General features: G+C 35.5%; 19 protein-coding genes and 1 riboswitch. Of the genes, 5 read left to right on the top strand and 14 right to left on the bottom strand.

What is annotated here, in order from left to right; translation table 11 throughout:
* Nucleotides 1–57 precede the first annotated feature (57 nt).
* On the bottom strand, nucleotides 58–465 hold the full coding sequence (locus BC6307_RS15495) for a hypothetical protein (RefSeq protein WP_066421031.1): 408 nt from the start codon (nucleotides 463–465) through the stop codon (nucleotides 58–60).
* Nucleotides 466–628: 163 nt separating this feature from the next.
* Here BC6307_RS15495 and BC6307_RS15500 point away from each other — a divergent pair, with 163 nt between their 5' ends.
* Both BC6307_RS15500 and BC6307_RS25560 read left to right on the top strand, forming a co-directional pair.
* Nucleotides 629–1,195, top strand: a complete 567-nt coding sequence (locus BC6307_RS15500) for a 5' nucleotidase, NT5C type (protein ID WP_066421030.1) — start codon at nucleotides 629–631, stop codon at nucleotides 1,193–1,195.
* A gap of 74 nt (nucleotides 1,196–1,269) precedes the next feature.
* Nucleotides 1,270–1,356: riboswitch (cyclic di-GMP riboswitch) on the top strand.
* Nucleotides 1,357–1,396: 40 nt separating this feature from the next.
* The gene (locus BC6307_RS25560; RefSeq protein ID WP_268874294.1) at nucleotides 1,397–1,519 is read left to right on the top strand and encodes a hypothetical protein; all 123 of its coding nucleotides are present in this window, start codon (nucleotides 1,397–1,399) and stop codon (nucleotides 1,517–1,519) included.
* A gap of 26 nt (nucleotides 1,520–1,545) precedes the next feature.
* Here BC6307_RS25560 and BC6307_RS24830 read toward each other — a convergent pair whose 3' ends face one another.
* The 5 genes from BC6307_RS24830 to BC6307_RS15520 form a co-directional block, all read right to left on the bottom strand.
* Nucleotides 1,546–1,701, bottom strand: a complete 156-nt coding sequence (locus tag BC6307_RS24830) for a hypothetical protein (protein WP_157076713.1) — start codon at nucleotides 1,699–1,701, stop codon at nucleotides 1,546–1,548.
* A 135-nt stretch (nucleotides 1,702–1,836) separates the two neighbouring features.
* Nucleotides 1,837–2,253, bottom strand: coding sequence for a Fur family transcriptional regulator (locus tag BC6307_RS15505; protein ID WP_066421028.1), 417 nt, complete (start codon nucleotides 2,251–2,253; stop codon nucleotides 1,837–1,839).
* Nucleotides 2,253–3,089, bottom strand: coding sequence for a metal ABC transporter permease (locus BC6307_RS15510; RefSeq protein ID WP_066421027.1), 837 nt, complete (start codon nucleotides 3,087–3,089; stop codon nucleotides 2,253–2,255). Before BC6307_RS15510 ends, BC6307_RS15505 begins: the two co-directional genes overlap by 1 nt.
* Complete coding sequence (locus BC6307_RS15515) at nucleotides 3,089–3,877, bottom strand: metal ABC transporter ATP-binding protein (RefSeq protein WP_066421025.1); 789 nt, start codon at nucleotides 3,875–3,877, stop codon at nucleotides 3,089–3,091. The genes BC6307_RS15510 and BC6307_RS15515 overlap by 1 nt, the downstream gene beginning before the upstream one ends.
* A gap of 152 nt (nucleotides 3,878–4,029) precedes the next feature.
* Nucleotides 4,030–5,406 (bottom strand): PAS domain-containing sensor histidine kinase, encoded by a 1,377-nt coding sequence (locus BC6307_RS15520; protein ID WP_066421023.1) that lies wholly within the window; start codon nucleotides 5,404–5,406, stop codon nucleotides 4,030–4,032.
* 123 nt (nucleotides 5,407–5,529) lie between these two features.
* On the opposite strand from BC6307_RS15520, the gene BC6307_RS15525 reads away from it, so the two are divergent.
* Nucleotides 5,530–5,790, top strand: a complete 261-nt coding sequence (locus BC6307_RS15525) for a DUF2624 domain-containing protein (protein ID WP_066421021.1) — start codon at nucleotides 5,530–5,532, stop codon at nucleotides 5,788–5,790.
* Between the two features lie 255 nt (nucleotides 5,791–6,045).
* Here BC6307_RS15525 and BC6307_RS15530 read toward each other — a convergent pair whose 3' ends face one another.
* A complete protein-coding gene (locus tag BC6307_RS15530; RefSeq protein ID WP_066421936.1) occupies nucleotides 6,046–6,945 on the bottom strand; it encodes a deoxyribonuclease IV in 900 nt (299 codons plus the stop codon).
* A gap of 197 nt (nucleotides 6,946–7,142) precedes the next feature.
* Nucleotides 7,143–8,444: a DEAD/DEAH box helicase gene (locus tag BC6307_RS15535; RefSeq protein ID WP_066421938.1), complete on the bottom strand. Its 1,302-nt coding sequence runs from the start codon at nucleotides 8,442–8,444 to the stop codon at nucleotides 7,143–7,145.
* Between the two features lie 279 nt (nucleotides 8,445–8,723).
* Between BC6307_RS15535 and vrrA the strand changes: the two genes are divergently transcribed.
* Entirely contained in the window at nucleotides 8,724–9,329 is a 606-nt protein-coding gene (gene vrrA, locus BC6307_RS15540) for a VrrA/YqfQ family protein (protein ID WP_066421939.1), read from the top strand.
* 92 nt (nucleotides 9,330–9,421) lie between these two features.
* Nucleotides 9,422–10,369 carry a 4-hydroxy-3-methylbut-2-enyl diphosphate reductase gene (locus tag BC6307_RS15545; RefSeq protein WP_066421940.1) on the top strand — a complete coding sequence of 316 codons (948 nt, stop codon included), beginning with the start codon at nucleotides 9,422–9,424 and terminating at the stop codon, nucleotides 10,367–10,369.
* Nucleotides 10,370–10,868: 499 nt separating this feature from the next.
* Here the strand turns inward: BC6307_RS15545 and BC6307_RS15550 are convergent, their stop codons facing one another.
* The 6 genes from BC6307_RS15550 to rpoD form a co-directional block, all read right to left on the bottom strand.
* Entirely contained in the window at nucleotides 10,869–11,990 is a 1,122-nt protein-coding gene (locus BC6307_RS15550) for a Nif3-like dinuclear metal center hexameric protein (protein ID WP_066418715.1), read from the bottom strand.
* The gene (locus tag BC6307_RS15555) at nucleotides 11,987–12,691 is read right to left on the bottom strand and encodes a tRNA (adenine(22)-N(1))-methyltransferase (RefSeq protein ID WP_066418710.1); all 705 of its coding nucleotides are present in this window, start codon (nucleotides 12,689–12,691) and stop codon (nucleotides 11,987–11,989) included. The genes BC6307_RS15550 and BC6307_RS15555 overlap by 4 nt, the downstream gene beginning before the upstream one ends.
* 266 nt (nucleotides 12,692–12,957) lie before the next feature.
* A complete protein-coding gene (gene cccA / locus BC6307_RS15560) occupies nucleotides 12,958–13,323 on the bottom strand; it encodes a cytochrome c550 (protein WP_066418704.1) in 366 nt (121 codons plus the stop codon).
* A 180-nt stretch (nucleotides 13,324–13,503) separates the two neighbouring features.
* Nucleotides 13,504–14,643: an acyl-CoA dehydrogenase family protein gene (locus BC6307_RS15565; RefSeq protein ID WP_066418702.1), complete on the bottom strand. Its 1,140-nt coding sequence runs from the start codon at nucleotides 14,641–14,643 to the stop codon at nucleotides 13,504–13,506.
* A 110-nt stretch (nucleotides 14,644–14,753) separates the two neighbouring features.
* Nucleotides 14,754–15,296, bottom strand: a complete 543-nt coding sequence (locus BC6307_RS15570) for a hypothetical protein (protein ID WP_066418701.1) — start codon at nucleotides 15,294–15,296, stop codon at nucleotides 14,754–14,756.
* Nucleotides 15,297–15,406: 110 nt separating this feature from the next.
* Nucleotides 15,407–16,531 (bottom strand): RNA polymerase sigma factor RpoD, encoded by a 1,125-nt coding sequence (gene rpoD / locus BC6307_RS15575; protein ID WP_066418699.1) that lies wholly within the window; start codon nucleotides 16,529–16,531, stop codon nucleotides 15,407–15,409.
* Nucleotides 16,532–16,562 lie beyond the last annotated feature (31 nt).

The raw sequence follows: 16,562 nt of genomic DNA on the forward strand, positions 1-16,562 counted from the left end.
ACACATAAAGAAGAGATTGACGCAATTGTCAATCTCTTCTCTTTTTTTCCCATCATACTAAAAGAGTGGCAATATGAAGATACCTACAATAATGGAAATAGCACCAATACCGATTGCCCATGCCCCTAATCCTGTTGCTCCGCGCTTGCGGGCAATAAAGCCGATGATAATCCCAGCAGCACCTAGGATAATCGGTAAGATGAACAGTGATAGAATAGCTAATGCTAAACCTAAATAGCCAAGCCCTCTACCAGACATCCCCATTACATCTTCTCTTTCTTCTTCAAAAATTGATTCTCGTTCTCTTTCACGTTCTAATGAAACACTTGGAGGAACCGCAACTTCTGCGGCAGTTTCTTCCATATGTTCCCTTTCAACGTTTGCCCTCGAAATATGGGGCTCTTCATAAGCAAACCTATCTTCAGTTGGCTCATTTTTTTCAATCTTATCGTATTCGTTTGCCATGCTTATCCCTCGCTTTCGTAAGGTTAGAAGCATTTATTAGTATGGACCTATTTTTAAAAATCATTGATGTTAATGTTTTCTACTTATGTTAAAATGAGAAATTGTACAATATATTGTCAAGATTATATGGTATAGATAGCATTATAAAACGGGGGTTGTTCTTATGAGATATCGCTTAGGCATAGATATAGATGGTACATTAACTAGTCCTTCTTCATTTGTTCCATACATTAATGAATCATTTAAAATGAATATTACGTTAGAAGACATTAAGCAGTATGAATTAAGTCCCTTAATCGGGATTACAGACGAGCAGTTTTGGGCATGGATGGACGAGATGGAGCCAACTATTTATGAAAACGCACCTCTAGCTACTGGAGCAAAAGAAATTGTTACTCAATGGAAAAATAACTATGACTTATACTTTATTAGCGCTAGAAGAAACCATTTATTTGAAGTAACAAACAATTGGTTTAAAAAGCAAGCAATTGATTTTGATCATTTAGAACTTATCGGAACACATAATAAAATTGAAGCGATTAAGAAACATGAACTACATATTTTTCTTGAAGATAAACACGATAACGCTTGTGATATTAGCGAAGCGTGTAATATCCCTGTTCTCCTATTTGATACGCCATATAACCGTGATCCTATTCCAGAGCACGTTTATCGTGTACAAAACTGGCTCGAAGCAAATCAATTTATAAAAAGGTTGTTACACGACTAAAATATTTTTCGACTTTTTTTGCAACATTATGTTAATAAATAGTTTCCTTAACCGATATTATATATAAAATGAGCTGTACGAAAAGGCAAAATCGTTGAAAAGCGATGACGCAAAGCTAAGGGGCTAACGTTTTAAACTAACTACGCTCGCCAGCTACCGATACATCTTCTCCGTAGAGCTTAAAAACTGGGGGAACTTATTTTGCATAATGAAGAATCATGGCTAACACCTGCTCGAAAAGAAAAGTTACTAAATGCTACTTTAATTTTGATTGCTGTCGTTATCGGAGCAGGAATAACTTACTTAGTGAACAATTTCCTATAAAAATGACTGGAGTTAAAGAACTCCAGTCATTTTTCTTTATTATTATTCATTGCACGTTGTAATTGTTGCTTCATAATATTTACTAATTCTGTTGATGTTATATGCTCGGTATCACCAATAAATTTAGCATTATTTAATATTTTCAATAAGTCTTCACTGTCTAAAAGACGTGCTTCTTTCATCTGTAAACACCCTTGTTCTCATTTTATACAACATTCGTAATGGAAAGGTAAACTTTGAGGGCTTAAATTAATACTATATTATGTAATGAACGGAATTTGGTTATTACATAATAAAAAAACAAGCTAGTACCCCTACTAGCTTTGTTTACATAACGGACATTTTCCATATATTTCGAATTTGTGACCTGTCACATCATATTCTTTTAAGTTTTCTGTTAACACCGTCATTGGACAGGTTACAATTTCTTTCGTACCGCCACAATCTAGACATATAAAATGATGATGGTGGCTCGTAGTACTACATTTAAATCGGAAATTTTTTTCACCCGACAACTCTGTACTTTCTAAAATACCTAAGTCTACGAATAAGGCTAAATTTCGATATATCGTGTCAAAGCTTAATCCAGGATAATCATCTTTCATGGAGTCTAGAACATCTTTCGCCGTTAAATATCGGTTAGAAGTTGCAAATATTTCTAACATATCTTGCCGTTTGCCTGTAAATTTGTATCCTTGCTCTTTCATTATTTCTAATGCTTGTGAAACATTCATTACGTCCCTCTCCTCATTTTTTTCCATACTATTGTACTAATTAAGATAAGAACTGAAATAATTACAATGGTACCACCAGGTGCTAAATCAAAATAAAAAGAAGTTATAAGTCCGCCAATAACCGCGATTTCTCCGAATAGAATGGAGAGAAAAATAGTTTGTTTAAACCCTTTTGCAATCCGCATACTTGAGGCAACGGGTAGCGTCATTAAGGAAGAAACAAGTAAAATACCAACCACTCGCATCGATACGGCAATGACTAAAGCCACCATAACGATGAAAATCAAATGAAATATTTTCGAATTTACTCCCGATACACGAGCATGTTCTTCATCAAACGAGAGAACGAATAGTTCTTTATAAAACAGGAATATAGTAATTAAAATAGCAATTGCTATATAAAAAATAACCCAAAAATCAGTTCTAGAGACAGCACTAACACTACCGAACAAGTAGTTAAATAAATCTGTGTTAAAACCGTCAGCTAATGAAATAAAAATAGCACCTAAACCGATTCCAGCAGAAAGAATAATTGGTATCGCTAGTTCTTGGTAATGTTTATACACACTTCGAAGCTTTTCAATAAATAGTGCACCTGTAACCGAGAAAGCCATTCCGAAATATAATGGGCTCATACCTATAAAAAGTCCAAGCTTTTTCTCTACTAATAAACTTGCTGCAATACCCGCTAATGTTACGTGGCTAAGTGCATCAGCAATTAAGCTTAATCGCCTAACAACTACGAATACCCCTAACAGGGGAGCGAGTATCCCAATTAATACCCCTGTGTAAACAGCATTTCGTAAAAATTCAAATTGCATAAAAGCAGAAATCATTAGTGGTGACCTCCATCGTGATGGTGATGGTGATGGTCATGATTTAACAAATGAACTTCATGCCCGTAAAACTGTGAAAAATCTTTCGTTTTCAATTCGTCAAATTCACTCGCCTCTCCATGGAAATGTATATGTTTATTTAAGCAAGCAACATGAGTTACCTTATCTGTTACCGTTCCAACATCATGTGTTACTAAAATTAAAGTTATATTTAAATCTTTATTTAAATGTTCCAACATAGAATAAAATGTTTGTACGTTTTTTGCATCAACACCAACAGTAGGTTCGTCTAATATTAACAATTCTGGTTCACTAACGAGCGCTCTTGCAATAAAAATACGTTGTTGCTGACCGCCTGATAATTCTCCTATGTTTCTATCTTTAAACTCTTCCATTCCGACAGCTTTGATTGCATCCATTACTTTCTGCTTATGCTCTTTTTGGAAAAATCTCAATAACCCAACTTTCGAGACTAAGCCCGTTGAAACTATTTCAAAAACTGTTGCAGGGAAACCAGAGTTAAAACTATTCGCTTTTTGTGAAACGAAGCCAACCTTACTCCATTCTTTAAATTTACGTACATCTTTACCGAAAATCTCAATGTTTCCTTGTCTAGGTTTTAATATATTTAGGATGCATTTTAGCAATGTTGATTTTCCTGAACCATTCGGGCCAACAAGCGCTAAAAACGCTCCCTTTGGTATTTTTAAATTAATGTCCTCTAGTACCGGTTGGTGGTCATATATAAATGAAACGTTTTGTACTTCTAATATTGTTTCTTTGCTCACTTTTTCTCACACCTTATATAGATAAGAATCATTACGATTTCTAACAATAGTTTAGTATACATGACAGATCTGTTTATGTAAATAAATAAAGCGTGTGAAAATATAAATCATTCGAGTAAAAGAAAAAGAAGCCTCCTTTATATAGACTTCTTTCAGTACTTAATAGGGATACTTATTTCAAACGTTGTTCCGATTCCTACTTCACTAGTTACTTTCATATCCCCTTCATGGTCCTCTACTATCTTTTTACAGAGTGGTAGGCCTAATCCATTTCCTTTATCTTTCGTCGTAAAGAACGGCGTGCCTATCTTTTCCATGATCTCTTCTGGTATTCCTCTTCCATTATCACTTACAATAATTTTAATAAGATTATCTTCACTTTTACATTCTAGTTGAAACTCTTTATTTTTTTGTTCTGGTAAAAAAGCTTCAATCGCATTACGGAGTAAATTTAACATCACTTGTTTTAACATCGTCTCGTTTATAAAAATAGATCCTTCCACTTCCTCAATGGATGATATGAAATTTATATTATGTAGAGAACACTCTGACTGAAAAATATATTCTAATGAAGCTAACACCTCATGGGGCTTCATTAATTGTTTTTTAATTTTTTTTCGAGAAACTGAAAGAAAATCTTCCAAGAGAGAGTTCATACGATTTATCTCTCCCATAACGGTATCGTAATATTTATCCCAATTATTTGTCTTCCTTGAAAGTTGTAAAAATCCTTTAATTACAGATAGAGGATTTCTTAATTCATGGGCTATTCCTGCAGAAATTTGCGAGACAGACTCCATTTGTTGTTTATATATTAGTAGATTCTCGAATTTTTGTTGATAGGATCTGTCATGGATAACAATAAATACTTCCTGCTTTTCTTCATCAAAAAAACCTTGCATTTGGTACAACTGCTCATCTTCGTAACAGTATTTTTCTTGAAACTGCTTTGTTATTTTTACAGATTCATACGAATCTAACATCATTTGCTGAATAGTAGTATCCGTTTTTAAGTCGTAAAAACTATTATCCCAGTATTGCTTTCCTTTATCTCCAAGACCTAATATTTCTGCACACCGATCATTCATAAAAAGAATATGACCATTTTTCCCTAATATTAACATAGCATTGTCTAACGTATTTAATACAAAGTTTTCTAATTTCAGCTCTGATTCATAACGTAAACTTGAGAATAGATTCTTCCGTTCCATTTCATAACCAGTTATGTAAATTTTTTCACCAACACATTTTCCTCGATATTGAAAAGATTCATTTGTGGAACAGACAAACGTCTCTTCCACAACTTCCCCTTTGTTATGTATTATTTCAGATAGAAAAGTAAAAACCATTTCCTTTAAATCAAAAGGAAAAAGAGCATAAAAGGAATCTCCAGTTGATACATTATACTTTGTACTTAGGTCCTTCGCATGACTATTTATTTCTTCTATAACACCATTTAAAGTTAATACGAATTGAAATTCTTTAGAAAGCCCGCAAAAAACAGAATGCTTATCTATTTCCAATGACAAGGGGACTCCTCCTTGTATAGCCTTTTTTATGTATATTATATAATAATTTTCAAATTATTAACATAATAATCTCTTTCACACTTTTAGCCCTTTCTACATACGGTGTTAAAGGGAGGCGATTGTATGAATATCTATCAACAAATAATAAATAAAAAATTAAATACATTAAGCCCAGAAGAGCTCGTTCAATACGCTCAACAATATAATATTGAAATTTCAATGGAGCAAGCAAAAAAAATTATAAAATTAGTAAAAGAAAAGAACGGTAAAGTAAACGTATTTAATACGAGTGAGAGGCTACAACTAATGAAAGAGCTGTCTAAAATAACTGGTCACGAAACAGCAAAAAAAGTCAATCAGCTATTTATGGAATTTATAAAATAAGAACAAAAGCGCAGGCGGCTCGCTCAGGTCCAATCAAACTGGAGCTTTTCCGCAGGAGATATAGGAATCACGGCGAACGACAGTGAGCCGATGATGACTTATCGTACGGAGGAAAAGCGAAGTTTGAGCCGGACCTAGCCGCCGGAGCTAGACGTAACGTAAGTAAAGTTAGTAGTTATTCAACAAAATATACAAGTTTATAGTTCCTAAACGAGAACAAAAAATGACCTCTCACAAAGAAAGGTCATTTTTCAATTAACTATTTTTAATTTTTGTTAACAAGTCTTCGTCGTATTCTTTACTCTTTAACATCTCAATTTCAAACTGGTACGGAGCTTTTTTATTATTTTTATCTTCACCAACGTAAGGTGTTTCTAAGATTTTTGGCACAGCTTTTAATTGATCGTGATGAACGATATAGTTTAATGCTTCAAAACCAATTTTACCGTAACCGATGTTCTCGTGACGGTCTTTCCTAGCGCCACGTTCATTTTTACTATCATTAATGTGTAGTACTTTTAAGCGGTCTAATCCGATTATTTTATCAAACTGCTCTAATACCCCATCAAAGTCTTCTACTATGTTATATCCTGCATCATGAACGTGACAAGTATCTAAACAGATAGAAAGCTTTTCATTTAATGTAACACCATCAATAATAGCAGCTAATTCTTCAAAACTTCTACCGCATTCTGTTCCTTTTCCAGCCATCGTTTCCAACGCGATTTGTACATTTTGCTCTTTTGTTAATGCTTCATTTAAGCCTTCGATAATCTTTTTAATCCCTACGTCTGCACCAGCACCAACGTGGGCACCAGGATGAAGAACTATTTGTTTCGCACCAATTGCATCTGTTCTTCGTACTTCTTCCTGAAGAAAATTAACCCCTAATTCAAATGTTTCTGGTTTTTCCGAATTACCAATGTTGATTATATAGGGAGCATGAACAATGATTTCATTAATTCCGTGCTCCTTCATATGCGCCGTTCCCAATTCAATATTTAAGTCTTCGATTTTTTTTCTTCTCGTATTTTGAGGAGCACCAGTGTAGATCATAAATGTGTTGGCTCCGTATGATACAGCTTCTTCACTAGCTGATAATAACATCTTTTTACCACTCATGGAAACATGAGATCCGATAATTAATTCACTCATTTTTTTCACCTCTTAAGCATAACCTTGTCTCTTTTATACTTCCCTATCTTAACATAGAAGTCGAGGCTTGTCGCTTTTTTGGTATTTATGAACTGTTTTATTTGTAGGACTCCTACCGGCCCCTAATGATTTAAGAACGTTTAATAATTCAAACCAAAACAAAAAGACTGAAATATGAGATTTCAGTCTTTTTGTTTTTATTTTCTTTTTAGACGACGTTGGCGTTTTTTCACTTCTTCTAATTCTCTTTGGAATTTCTTTTTGTATCCTGGTTTCACTTTTTTCGATTTGGCAACCATTGTTTTTGCTTTTACGTCTTCTTCGGATACTTGCTTTTTTCTGTTCTTTCTTTTATTTAATGGACCTAAATTTACCCACTCTTTTGCACGATAATCTTTTTGCTCAAAAGTGATCCCTAGTTTTTCGATTTGATGAATTGCATCTTCATTACTTGGTTCAAAAAATGTAATTGCAATCCCTGATTGTCCTGCACGAGCTGTTCTTCCCACACGATGAACATAAAAATCAAGGTCAGACGGAATTTCATAGTTAATAACATGACTAATTCCAGGTATATCAATACCACGTGCAGCTAAATCTGTCGCCACTACATATTGATATTCCAATTCCCCTATTTGTTTCATCATTTTTTTGCGTTCACGAGGACTTAAGTCTCCATGAATTCTTCCAACTTTTAGACCTTGTTCTAATAGACCATCCGCTACTTCATCCGCCATCTTTTTTGTATTTGTAAATACGATAGCTAAATATGGATTAAAACTAGATAAAACGTCTTTAAGTAGTTTTAATTTATTTCTAGAACGAACTGGAACTAATACATGTTCTATTTTAGCAGCTGTAACTTGTTTCGGTGCTACGTGAGTATATTTTGGGTTTTCCATATATTTCTTTAAGAAAGGCTTTAGTTTCTCCGGGATCGTTGCCGAGAAAACTAATATTTGTAATTTTTCCGGCATTGCGGATGCAATGTGATCCACATCTTCAATGAATCCCATGTCTAGCATTAAATCAGCTTCATCGACAACAATTGTGCTCGCAGTATGAACGAATAATGCTTGCTCTTTCATTAAATCATGAATTCTTCCTGGTGTACCAACAACAATGTGAGGTTGTTTTTTTAGCTTATCAATCATTCTTTGTTTATCAGTACCACCAATATACAATCTTGCAGATATAGCTTCATCATATTTTGTTATTTTTAATACTTCCTGATAAATTTGGTTTGCTAGTTCTCTAGTTGGTGCAGTAATGACTGCTTGTACTTCATCTTTCTCAGTGTCAATTTTTTGTAATATTGGTAGTAAATACGCATGTGTCTTTCCTGTACCTGTTTGCGATTGTCCAATAACACTTTCTCCACGCAGTATAGATGGAATAACCCTTTCTTGTACTTCCGTCGGCTTAAAAAAATGTAAATCTTCAATTCCCTTTATTATAAAGGGTTTTAGTTCAAATCGCTCAAATTGATTATTACTCATTTTGTTACCTCCAAAAAAATATTTATCTATATGTATAAGCGCCATATGCCTGTAACAGTTATAAATAATTATTACTTAGTTTATCCATAATGACCAATTTTTTATTATAAAGGAGTTTTTCTTATTTGGCTAGAAGTCTTCCGCCCATTATCTCTTAACTTTAAACATTTTCGTATTTAGTTGCATACATTATTAATGACGATAAACGCCTAAATTTCTAAAAGCTTTTATCATACGTGTTGCACATGTTTTATTTAACTAAAGGAAGGAGGATCGCGGATGTTTGGACCTAATCGACCAATGCCACCATTTCCGCCTGGTCCACCTATGAGAGGATTTATGCCTGGAAGAGCACCCAATGGAATGATGGGAATGCCTAGACAAATGGGACCAGCAGGTATGAATCGAGGTGGCGGTGGATTACTAGCACGTTTATTCGGCAGAACTGGAGCAAGAAATATCGGAAATATGAGTGCTATGGGGCAATTGGCTAATCCTAGTAATGTAGCGGGAGCAGGGAATGCGATCCAACAATTTGCAAATCCAAATAATTTAACGGGACTATTAACGAACGTACAAAAAGCTTTAAAAACAGCAGAATCAGTCGTTCCGATGGTACAACAATATGGACCTCTCGTTCGAAATTTACCAGCAATGTGGAAACTATATAGTGAGTTTAAAGCAACAGATAATAATGATAGTGAAAATACTAGCGAATCAGAGACGGAAGAGCCAAAAAATAACGAGGAAGAAGGAACAGAAAAAAAAGAAAGTAACGACCAAGAAAGCAAGTCAGAGCAAAAAAAAGAAACAACAGAAAGTTCACAGTCAATAGAACAGAAAAAAAATAACCGCGGTACATCAACACCTAAATTATATCTATAACTCTTTCTTTGTCAAAACACCATTCCTTCTATATAATAGAGTGTAGATGAGAGTGTTGGACACTCTCTTTATTGTTTAAGGAGGATTGGCAGATGGAGATTATAAAAATTGCCCCTCGCGGCTATTGCTATGGAGTTGTAGATGCAATGGTAATTGCAAGGAATGCAGCTTTAGATAAATCATTACCTCGCCCTATCTATATATTAGGTATGATCGTTCATAATAAACATGTTACTGATGCCTTCGAGGAAGAAGGAATCATTACACTTGACGGTGCAAATAGATTAGAGATTCTAGAAAAGATCGATTCCGGTACTGTTATTTTTACCGCTCACGGTGTTTCTCCAGAAGTAAAAAAACGTGCAAAGGAAAAAGGACTTGTCACGATTGATGCCACTTGTCCAGATGTAACAAGAACGCACGATCTAATTAGAGCAAAAAAGGCAGAAGGCTATCATGTAATTTATATTGGTAAAAAAGGTCATCCCGAGCCTGAAGGTGCAGTTGGAATTGCACCAGATATTGTACATCTCGTGGAAAACGTTGATGATGTAGACCGATTAAATATTACCAATGAGAAAATCGTTGTTACGAATCAAACGACGATGAGTCAATGGGATGTACTTGATATTATGGATAAAGTGAGAGAAAAATACCCTCACGTAGAACAACATAAAGAAATTTGCTTAGCAACACAAGTTCGACAAGAGGCGGTAGCAGAACAAGCCGGTGAAGCGGATGTACTAATAGTAGTTGGTGATCCAAAGAGTAATAACTCTAATAGACTTGCGCAAGTTTCTAAAGAAATAGCTAATACACCAGCTTACCGAGTAGCAGATGTTACAGAAATTGAAATTGATTGGATTAAACATGCAAAAAATGTAGCTGTTACAGCTGGAGCTTCAACACCGACTCCAATTACAAAGGAAGTCATTACATTTTTACAGCAATTTGACCCTGAAAATGAAGAAACGTGGGTTCGCGAGCGTAAAGTACCACTTCAAAAAATATTACCAAAAGTAAAAACAGCTAGTAAATAAGAACAAAAGCGCAGGCGCTTCATTTGCCTGTACAAACTGGACTGTTACGGTTGTGATAAAGGAAACACGGCGACGGAGGAGCCGATGTTGACTTATCGTACTTCGGATAAGGGAAGTTTGATAGGGCCTAAGCGCCGGAGCTAGACACAAAAGCGGAGGCGGCTCGTTCTGGCCCGACAAGAAAGGTGCGGCGCTGCAGGTGGACGCTCTTTGTCCACCGGAAGTGACTGAATTATGTCTCGAGGGCCAAGCCGCCGGAGCTAGACACAAAAGCGGAGGCGGCTCGTTCTGGCCCGACAAGCATAAGGCAGGCGCTGCAGGTGGACGCTCTTTGTCCACCGGAAGTGACTGACTTATGTCTCGAGGGCCAAGCCGCCGGAGCTAGACGTAGCAACACAAAGTTAGTAGTTATCCATAACTTTCCACTTTTATAATTTCCTAAACGATAATAAAAAACGGAAGTGACTTCACTTCCGTTTTTTATTCGTTGTTTATCTACCTAAACAAATGTAAAAGGATCTGTATTCGTTGTGGAAATAGCAATTTGAACATTCCATTTATTTTTTGAAGCAAAATGGGCTAGTTTTTCTTCTACCCCTTTTTTCATTATTTTTTCTGCATAATGTCCTGCATCTACCACATGTAAACCAAGTGCCATTGCATCATGTGCAACATGGAAATAAACATCTCCTGTTACATACACATCTGCACCAGCAAATTTCGCATCATAAATATACTTATTACCATCCCCACCTAACACTGCAACCTTTTCAATAACAGCATCATGCGGGCCGACAACTCGTACATTTTCCACTTCTAGCTTTTCTTTTACGTATTGGGCAAATTGTAGCAACGTCATTGTATTTTGCAATGTTCCAATTCTACCTAAACCTAATACTTCTCCTTTATTTTCCAACTCATAAATATCATAAGCTACTTCTTCATATGGATGTGCTTTTATCATTGCTGAAATGACTTTAGTCTCCATTGAGGAAGGAATTATTGTTTCAATACGTTTTTCTTGAACGGTTTCTAACTCATTAACTGCACCGATATAAGGATTAGTACCAGCAAGTGGTTTAAAAGTACCTTCTCCTTCAATATTAAAAGTACAATGACTGTAGTTGCCGATATGTCCTGCTCCTGCAGTACTAATCGCGTCTCTAACTTCATCTACATGTGAAAAAGGTACAAATACTACTAATTTCTTTAACTTATCTTCTGTTGTAGGTGAGAGCACTTTTGTGTTTTGTAATTGTAAGGCTGACGCTAATAAATCATTCACACCACCTGGTGCAACATCTAAATTGGTATGTGCTACATAAACCGCAATGTTGTGTTGAATACATTTTGTTACAATTCTCCCTGCCGCACTATTAGGAGTCACATTCGGAAGCGGGCGAAAAATTGGAGGATGATGCGCAATAATAAGATCTGCCTTTTTTTCAATCGCTTCGTCTACTACTGACTCTAACACATCTAAAGTAATCATGACGTTTTCAACTTTTTTATTTAATGTACCAATCTGCAAACCTATTTTATCTCCTTCTACTGCCAATTTTTTAGGCGAAAAGGATTCAAATGCTTGGATGATTTCGTAGCCATTTGGTATTTTATTCACAATATCTCCTCCACAATCGCAATCTTCTGGTGCAACTCCGCTTTTTTCTTTCTGTTCTCTTCACTTTCTGGAGCATTTTGTAATTGCGTTACAATTTGTTGCCAATGCAATTTTTCATGTTGCCATTTCTTCGTGAACACTTCACTTTTTTCTTTCATCAGGAATGGCCCTAAAAGTAAGCCAGCTTCTTTGTTTTCATGATAAGGTGCGATTGCTGTTCCTCTTTCCGCTACAACGATCTCATATATCCGTTGGTCTTCCTCTAAAATTGTTTCAGCAATTATTTCCCAGTCATTTTGCAAAAGCCATTCTCTTACTTTATGAGTTCCTATATTAGGTTGTAGAATAAGCCTTTGAACGCCTTCTAGCTTGTTTTTGCCACGTTCTAATATAGATTGGATAAGGGTACCGCCCATTCCAGCAATCGTAATACAGTCAACTTCTCCAGGAGAAATTACATCGAGTCCATCTCCTTTTCTTACTGTAATGACATGTTGTAAATCTGATTTTTTTACTTGTTCTAATGCTGATTGGTAAGGTCCTTCAACAACTTCCCCTGCGATGGCGCTTTTGATCTGCTCTGTTAAGTAAGCATAGCAAGGGAGGTAGGCATGGTCAGATCCTATGTCTGCGATGGAGCTACCTTTTGGAATATGTTTTACCACTTCTTCTAGTCGTTTGGAAAGTTTTAATTCATTCAACGATAATCACCACTATCTATGTATTGTTAAAATTTATGTATGTTTAATCTTTTATTACTATAACAGTATTGGTATGATATTTTCCACTTCAACCTAAGTTTAAATTTTTAAATTCAAGATCTACCTGGTAATTCCATTAATTATATCGCTAAAAAAAGTCCTCTACGAATGTAAAGGACTTTTTTTGCTTATAGAAAACGTATTCAATTAGTATTGAGCTTTTGCTTATTAATAAGATAACCAAAAGTTAATACGCTTTCGCTTTATTATTCAGTTTCTTCTTGTCCATAGTTAGCTAGCCATTCTGCTAAGATAGTTGCTTCTTCTGCAGTAGCTAGGTTTCCTGGCATAGTTCCTTGTCCATTAATGATGATGTCTTTAATTTCATCTTCAGAAAGACGCTCACCTACATCAGCTAAAGCCGGTGCAGATACACCTTGAAGCTCGTTTCCATGACAGCCTAAGCAAGATCTTTGTTGATAAAGCTCATCAGCAGTTAAAACTGCTGCCTCTTCACCACCACCATCAGCTAAATTGTTAGCTTGGTTTAATCCAACAAAGGATAATAAGAACATAAATCCAAGACCAAGCACCGCAATTAATGCAAATGGAATTAGCGGATTACGATTCATCGATTTCAACCTCCTTATGTACATACGTTAGGTCATTATTTATTATAATACAAGCAACCTCTATTTTACTTCATATTTTACCATAGGAAAAGACCAAATTAAAAACTCTCTTTTATAATTCACAGATTAGACAAAAAAACTTCATCATTTGATGAAGTTTTTCATAAAAAGTAATATTATTTAACAGCCAAGTTGTCTAGCAATGACCATTCTTTGTACTTCAGAAGTACCTTCCCCTATTTCTAGCAATTTCCCATCGCGCATGTAACGTTCCACATGATAGTCTTTCATATATCCGTAACCACCGTGAAGCTGAACAGCTTGATCGGCAATTTCCATACAAATTTCTGATGCGTATAGTTTACACATTGAAGCTTCTTTCGAATACGGTCTACCTTGGTCCTTTAACCACGCAGCCTTATAAACCATATTTCGAGCCAGCTCTAGCTTCATTGCCATATCGGCTAACTTAAATTGATTCACTTGGAAACTTGAAATAGAGCGGCCAAATTGTTTCCTTTCTTTCGAATAAGCGAGCGCTCGCTCAAAAGCTGCCTGAGCGATTCCTACAGCCATTGCACCAATTCCGATACGACCACCGTCAAGAGTAATTAAAAATTGTTTAAAGCCCTCTCCACGTTTCCCTAATAGGTTTTCTTTTGGTACTTTAACATCTTCTAATACTAACTCAGTCGTATTAGACGAATTTAATCCCATTTTTTCATAGTTATCAATTACATGAAATCCTGGTGCGTTTGTAGGTACGATAATAGCAGAAATCTCTTTTTCGGCACCATTACGTCCAGTAATTGCTGTTAGAGCTAGGTGTTTCGCATAGGAAGCATTAGTAATAAAACATTTATTACCATTTATAACATACTCATCACCTGCTTCTATCGCTGTTGTTTGTGTTCCCCCTGCATCTGAGCCAGCATTTGGCTCTGTTAACCCAAATGCTCCAAAAGATTCACCAGTACAAATCGGAGTTAAATATTTTTCTTTTTGCTCTTTCGTACCAAACATGTTTATAGGTGAACCACCTAAAGAAATATGTGCAGAGTAAGTGATACCTGTAGATCCACAAGCTCGACTTAACTCTTCGACTACAATAGCAAAACTTACCGTATCACCACCAGCACCACCATACTCCTCCGGGAAGGGCAAGCCCATAATTCCTAAATCAGCTAACTGATTGAATATTTCTAACGGAAATTCCTTTGTTCGGTCCCTTTCTAATGCTCCTGGTGCAACTTCTTCATCTGAAAATTCACGAATTGTTTTTTTTATAAGCGCTTGTTCTTGCGTTAAATCAAAGTTCATCTTCTCTCCCCCTTTATTCTTCCGAAAAACTATTGAATACGCTTTCAAATGTATTATAATAGAAGGAGAGTAATATTCTCAACTTTTAAAAAACATAAAAATTTCTGATATTATTGCAATATTATAAATAAGATAATCACAAGAAATGTAAAGATAGAAACAACGTGTAAGTAGTACCACCTTTTCCAAATACCAATCAATAGCCAAACGAGAGCTTGAAATGCTACTAATATAGTAAAAAAGCGAGGTCCAACATTTACCATTTCAGCTAAAGTTACTGAGAAAACAAGTAATAATAAAATAAGTACAATTACTGGTATGTGGATAAAATGACCTTCCTTAGAAAATAAAGTAAGTCCTAAAAACGCAATTACGATAAAAATCGACAGAATGACCATTTGCAATTGGCTCGACAATTCAGTAAAATAAATGACAAGAAAAGTAAATGGTACTAATAACGGGAGAAACAATCCGAACAAACGTAATGCTATATTTCCTCTAAGCTTTGATGCTTTTTGGGTTATTGTATTATCTATTTCCGTACCTTCTGAATAAAGAGCTAATAAATAATTACAATATTGTTCTGGTAACAAACGATTCTGCTTCCAATATTTAATTTCATTTATAATAATTGATTTTCTTTGATCACGCATATTGGACCCTCCAATAAGTTTTAAAGACAGAAAATTCACTTTTTAATTATAAAATAAAAAAGAAATAGCCTACTTTTATTGTCTAAAAGTAAACTACTTCTTGGTATTAATTATTCAAGAAAATCTTTTAATCGTTTACTACGACTAGGATGTCTTAATTTTCTTAAAGCCTTTGCTTCAATCTGACGAATACGTTCTCTTGTAACACCGAAGACTTTACCTACTTCTTCTAACGTTCTAGTACGTCCGTCATCCAATCCAAAGCGTAAACGTAGTACATTCTCTTCACGATCTGTTAAAGTGTCTAAAACGTCTTCTAATTGCTCTTTAAGAAGCTCGTACGCGGCATGATCAGAAGGAGATGTTGCATCCTGGTCTTCAATAAAATCACCTAAGTGCGAATCATCTTCTTCACCAATAGGAGTTTCTAACGAAACAGGTTCTTGAGCAATTTTTAAAATTTCCCTTACTTTGTCAGGAGTCAGATCCATATCTTCTCCAATTTCTTCCGGTGTTGGTTCGCGACCTAAATCTTGTAAAAGTTGACGTTGTACTCGAATAAGTTTATTAATTGTTTCAACCATATGCACAGGAATACGAATTGTACGGGCTTGGTCTGCTATTGCACGAGTAATAGCTTGACGAATCCACCATGTTGCGTAAGTGGAAAATTTAAATCCTTTGCGATAATCAAACTTCTCTACAGCTTTGATTAATCCCATATTCCCTTCTTGAATTAAATCAAGGAACAACATTCCACGACCGACGTAACGCTTAGCAATACTTACAACGAGGCGTAAATTTGCTTCTGCTAGTCGTCGTTTTGCTTCTTCGTCGCCTTGCTCAATTCGGTTAGCTAATTCAATCTCTTCTTCAGCGGAGAGTAAATCAACACGTCCAATTTCTTTTAAGTACATACGAACAGGATCATTAATTTTAACTCCCGGTGGAACTGTTAAATCATTTAAATCAAATTCTTCTTCTTTTGCTAATTCCTTAACGTTTGGATTTTCAGGTTCTTCACCTTCAGCGATGATTTCAACGCCTTGTTCACCTAGAAACTCATAATATTCATCCATCTGGTCGGACTCTATTTCAAAACTTGACATCCGTTCAGCTATTTCTTCATAGGTAAGGACACCACGTTTTTTTCCAACCTCTGTTAATTGTTCTTTCACTTGTTCAATTGTTAATTCTGCTTCCATATCTTTAGAATGTGCTGACTTTTCGGCCATCACGGTCCCTCCTTCCAACATTGAAACGCGA

This window comes from Sutcliffiella cohnii (assembly GCF_002250055.1).
Lineage (GTDB): Bacteria > Bacillota > Bacilli > Bacillales > Bacillaceae_I > Sutcliffiella > Sutcliffiella cohnii.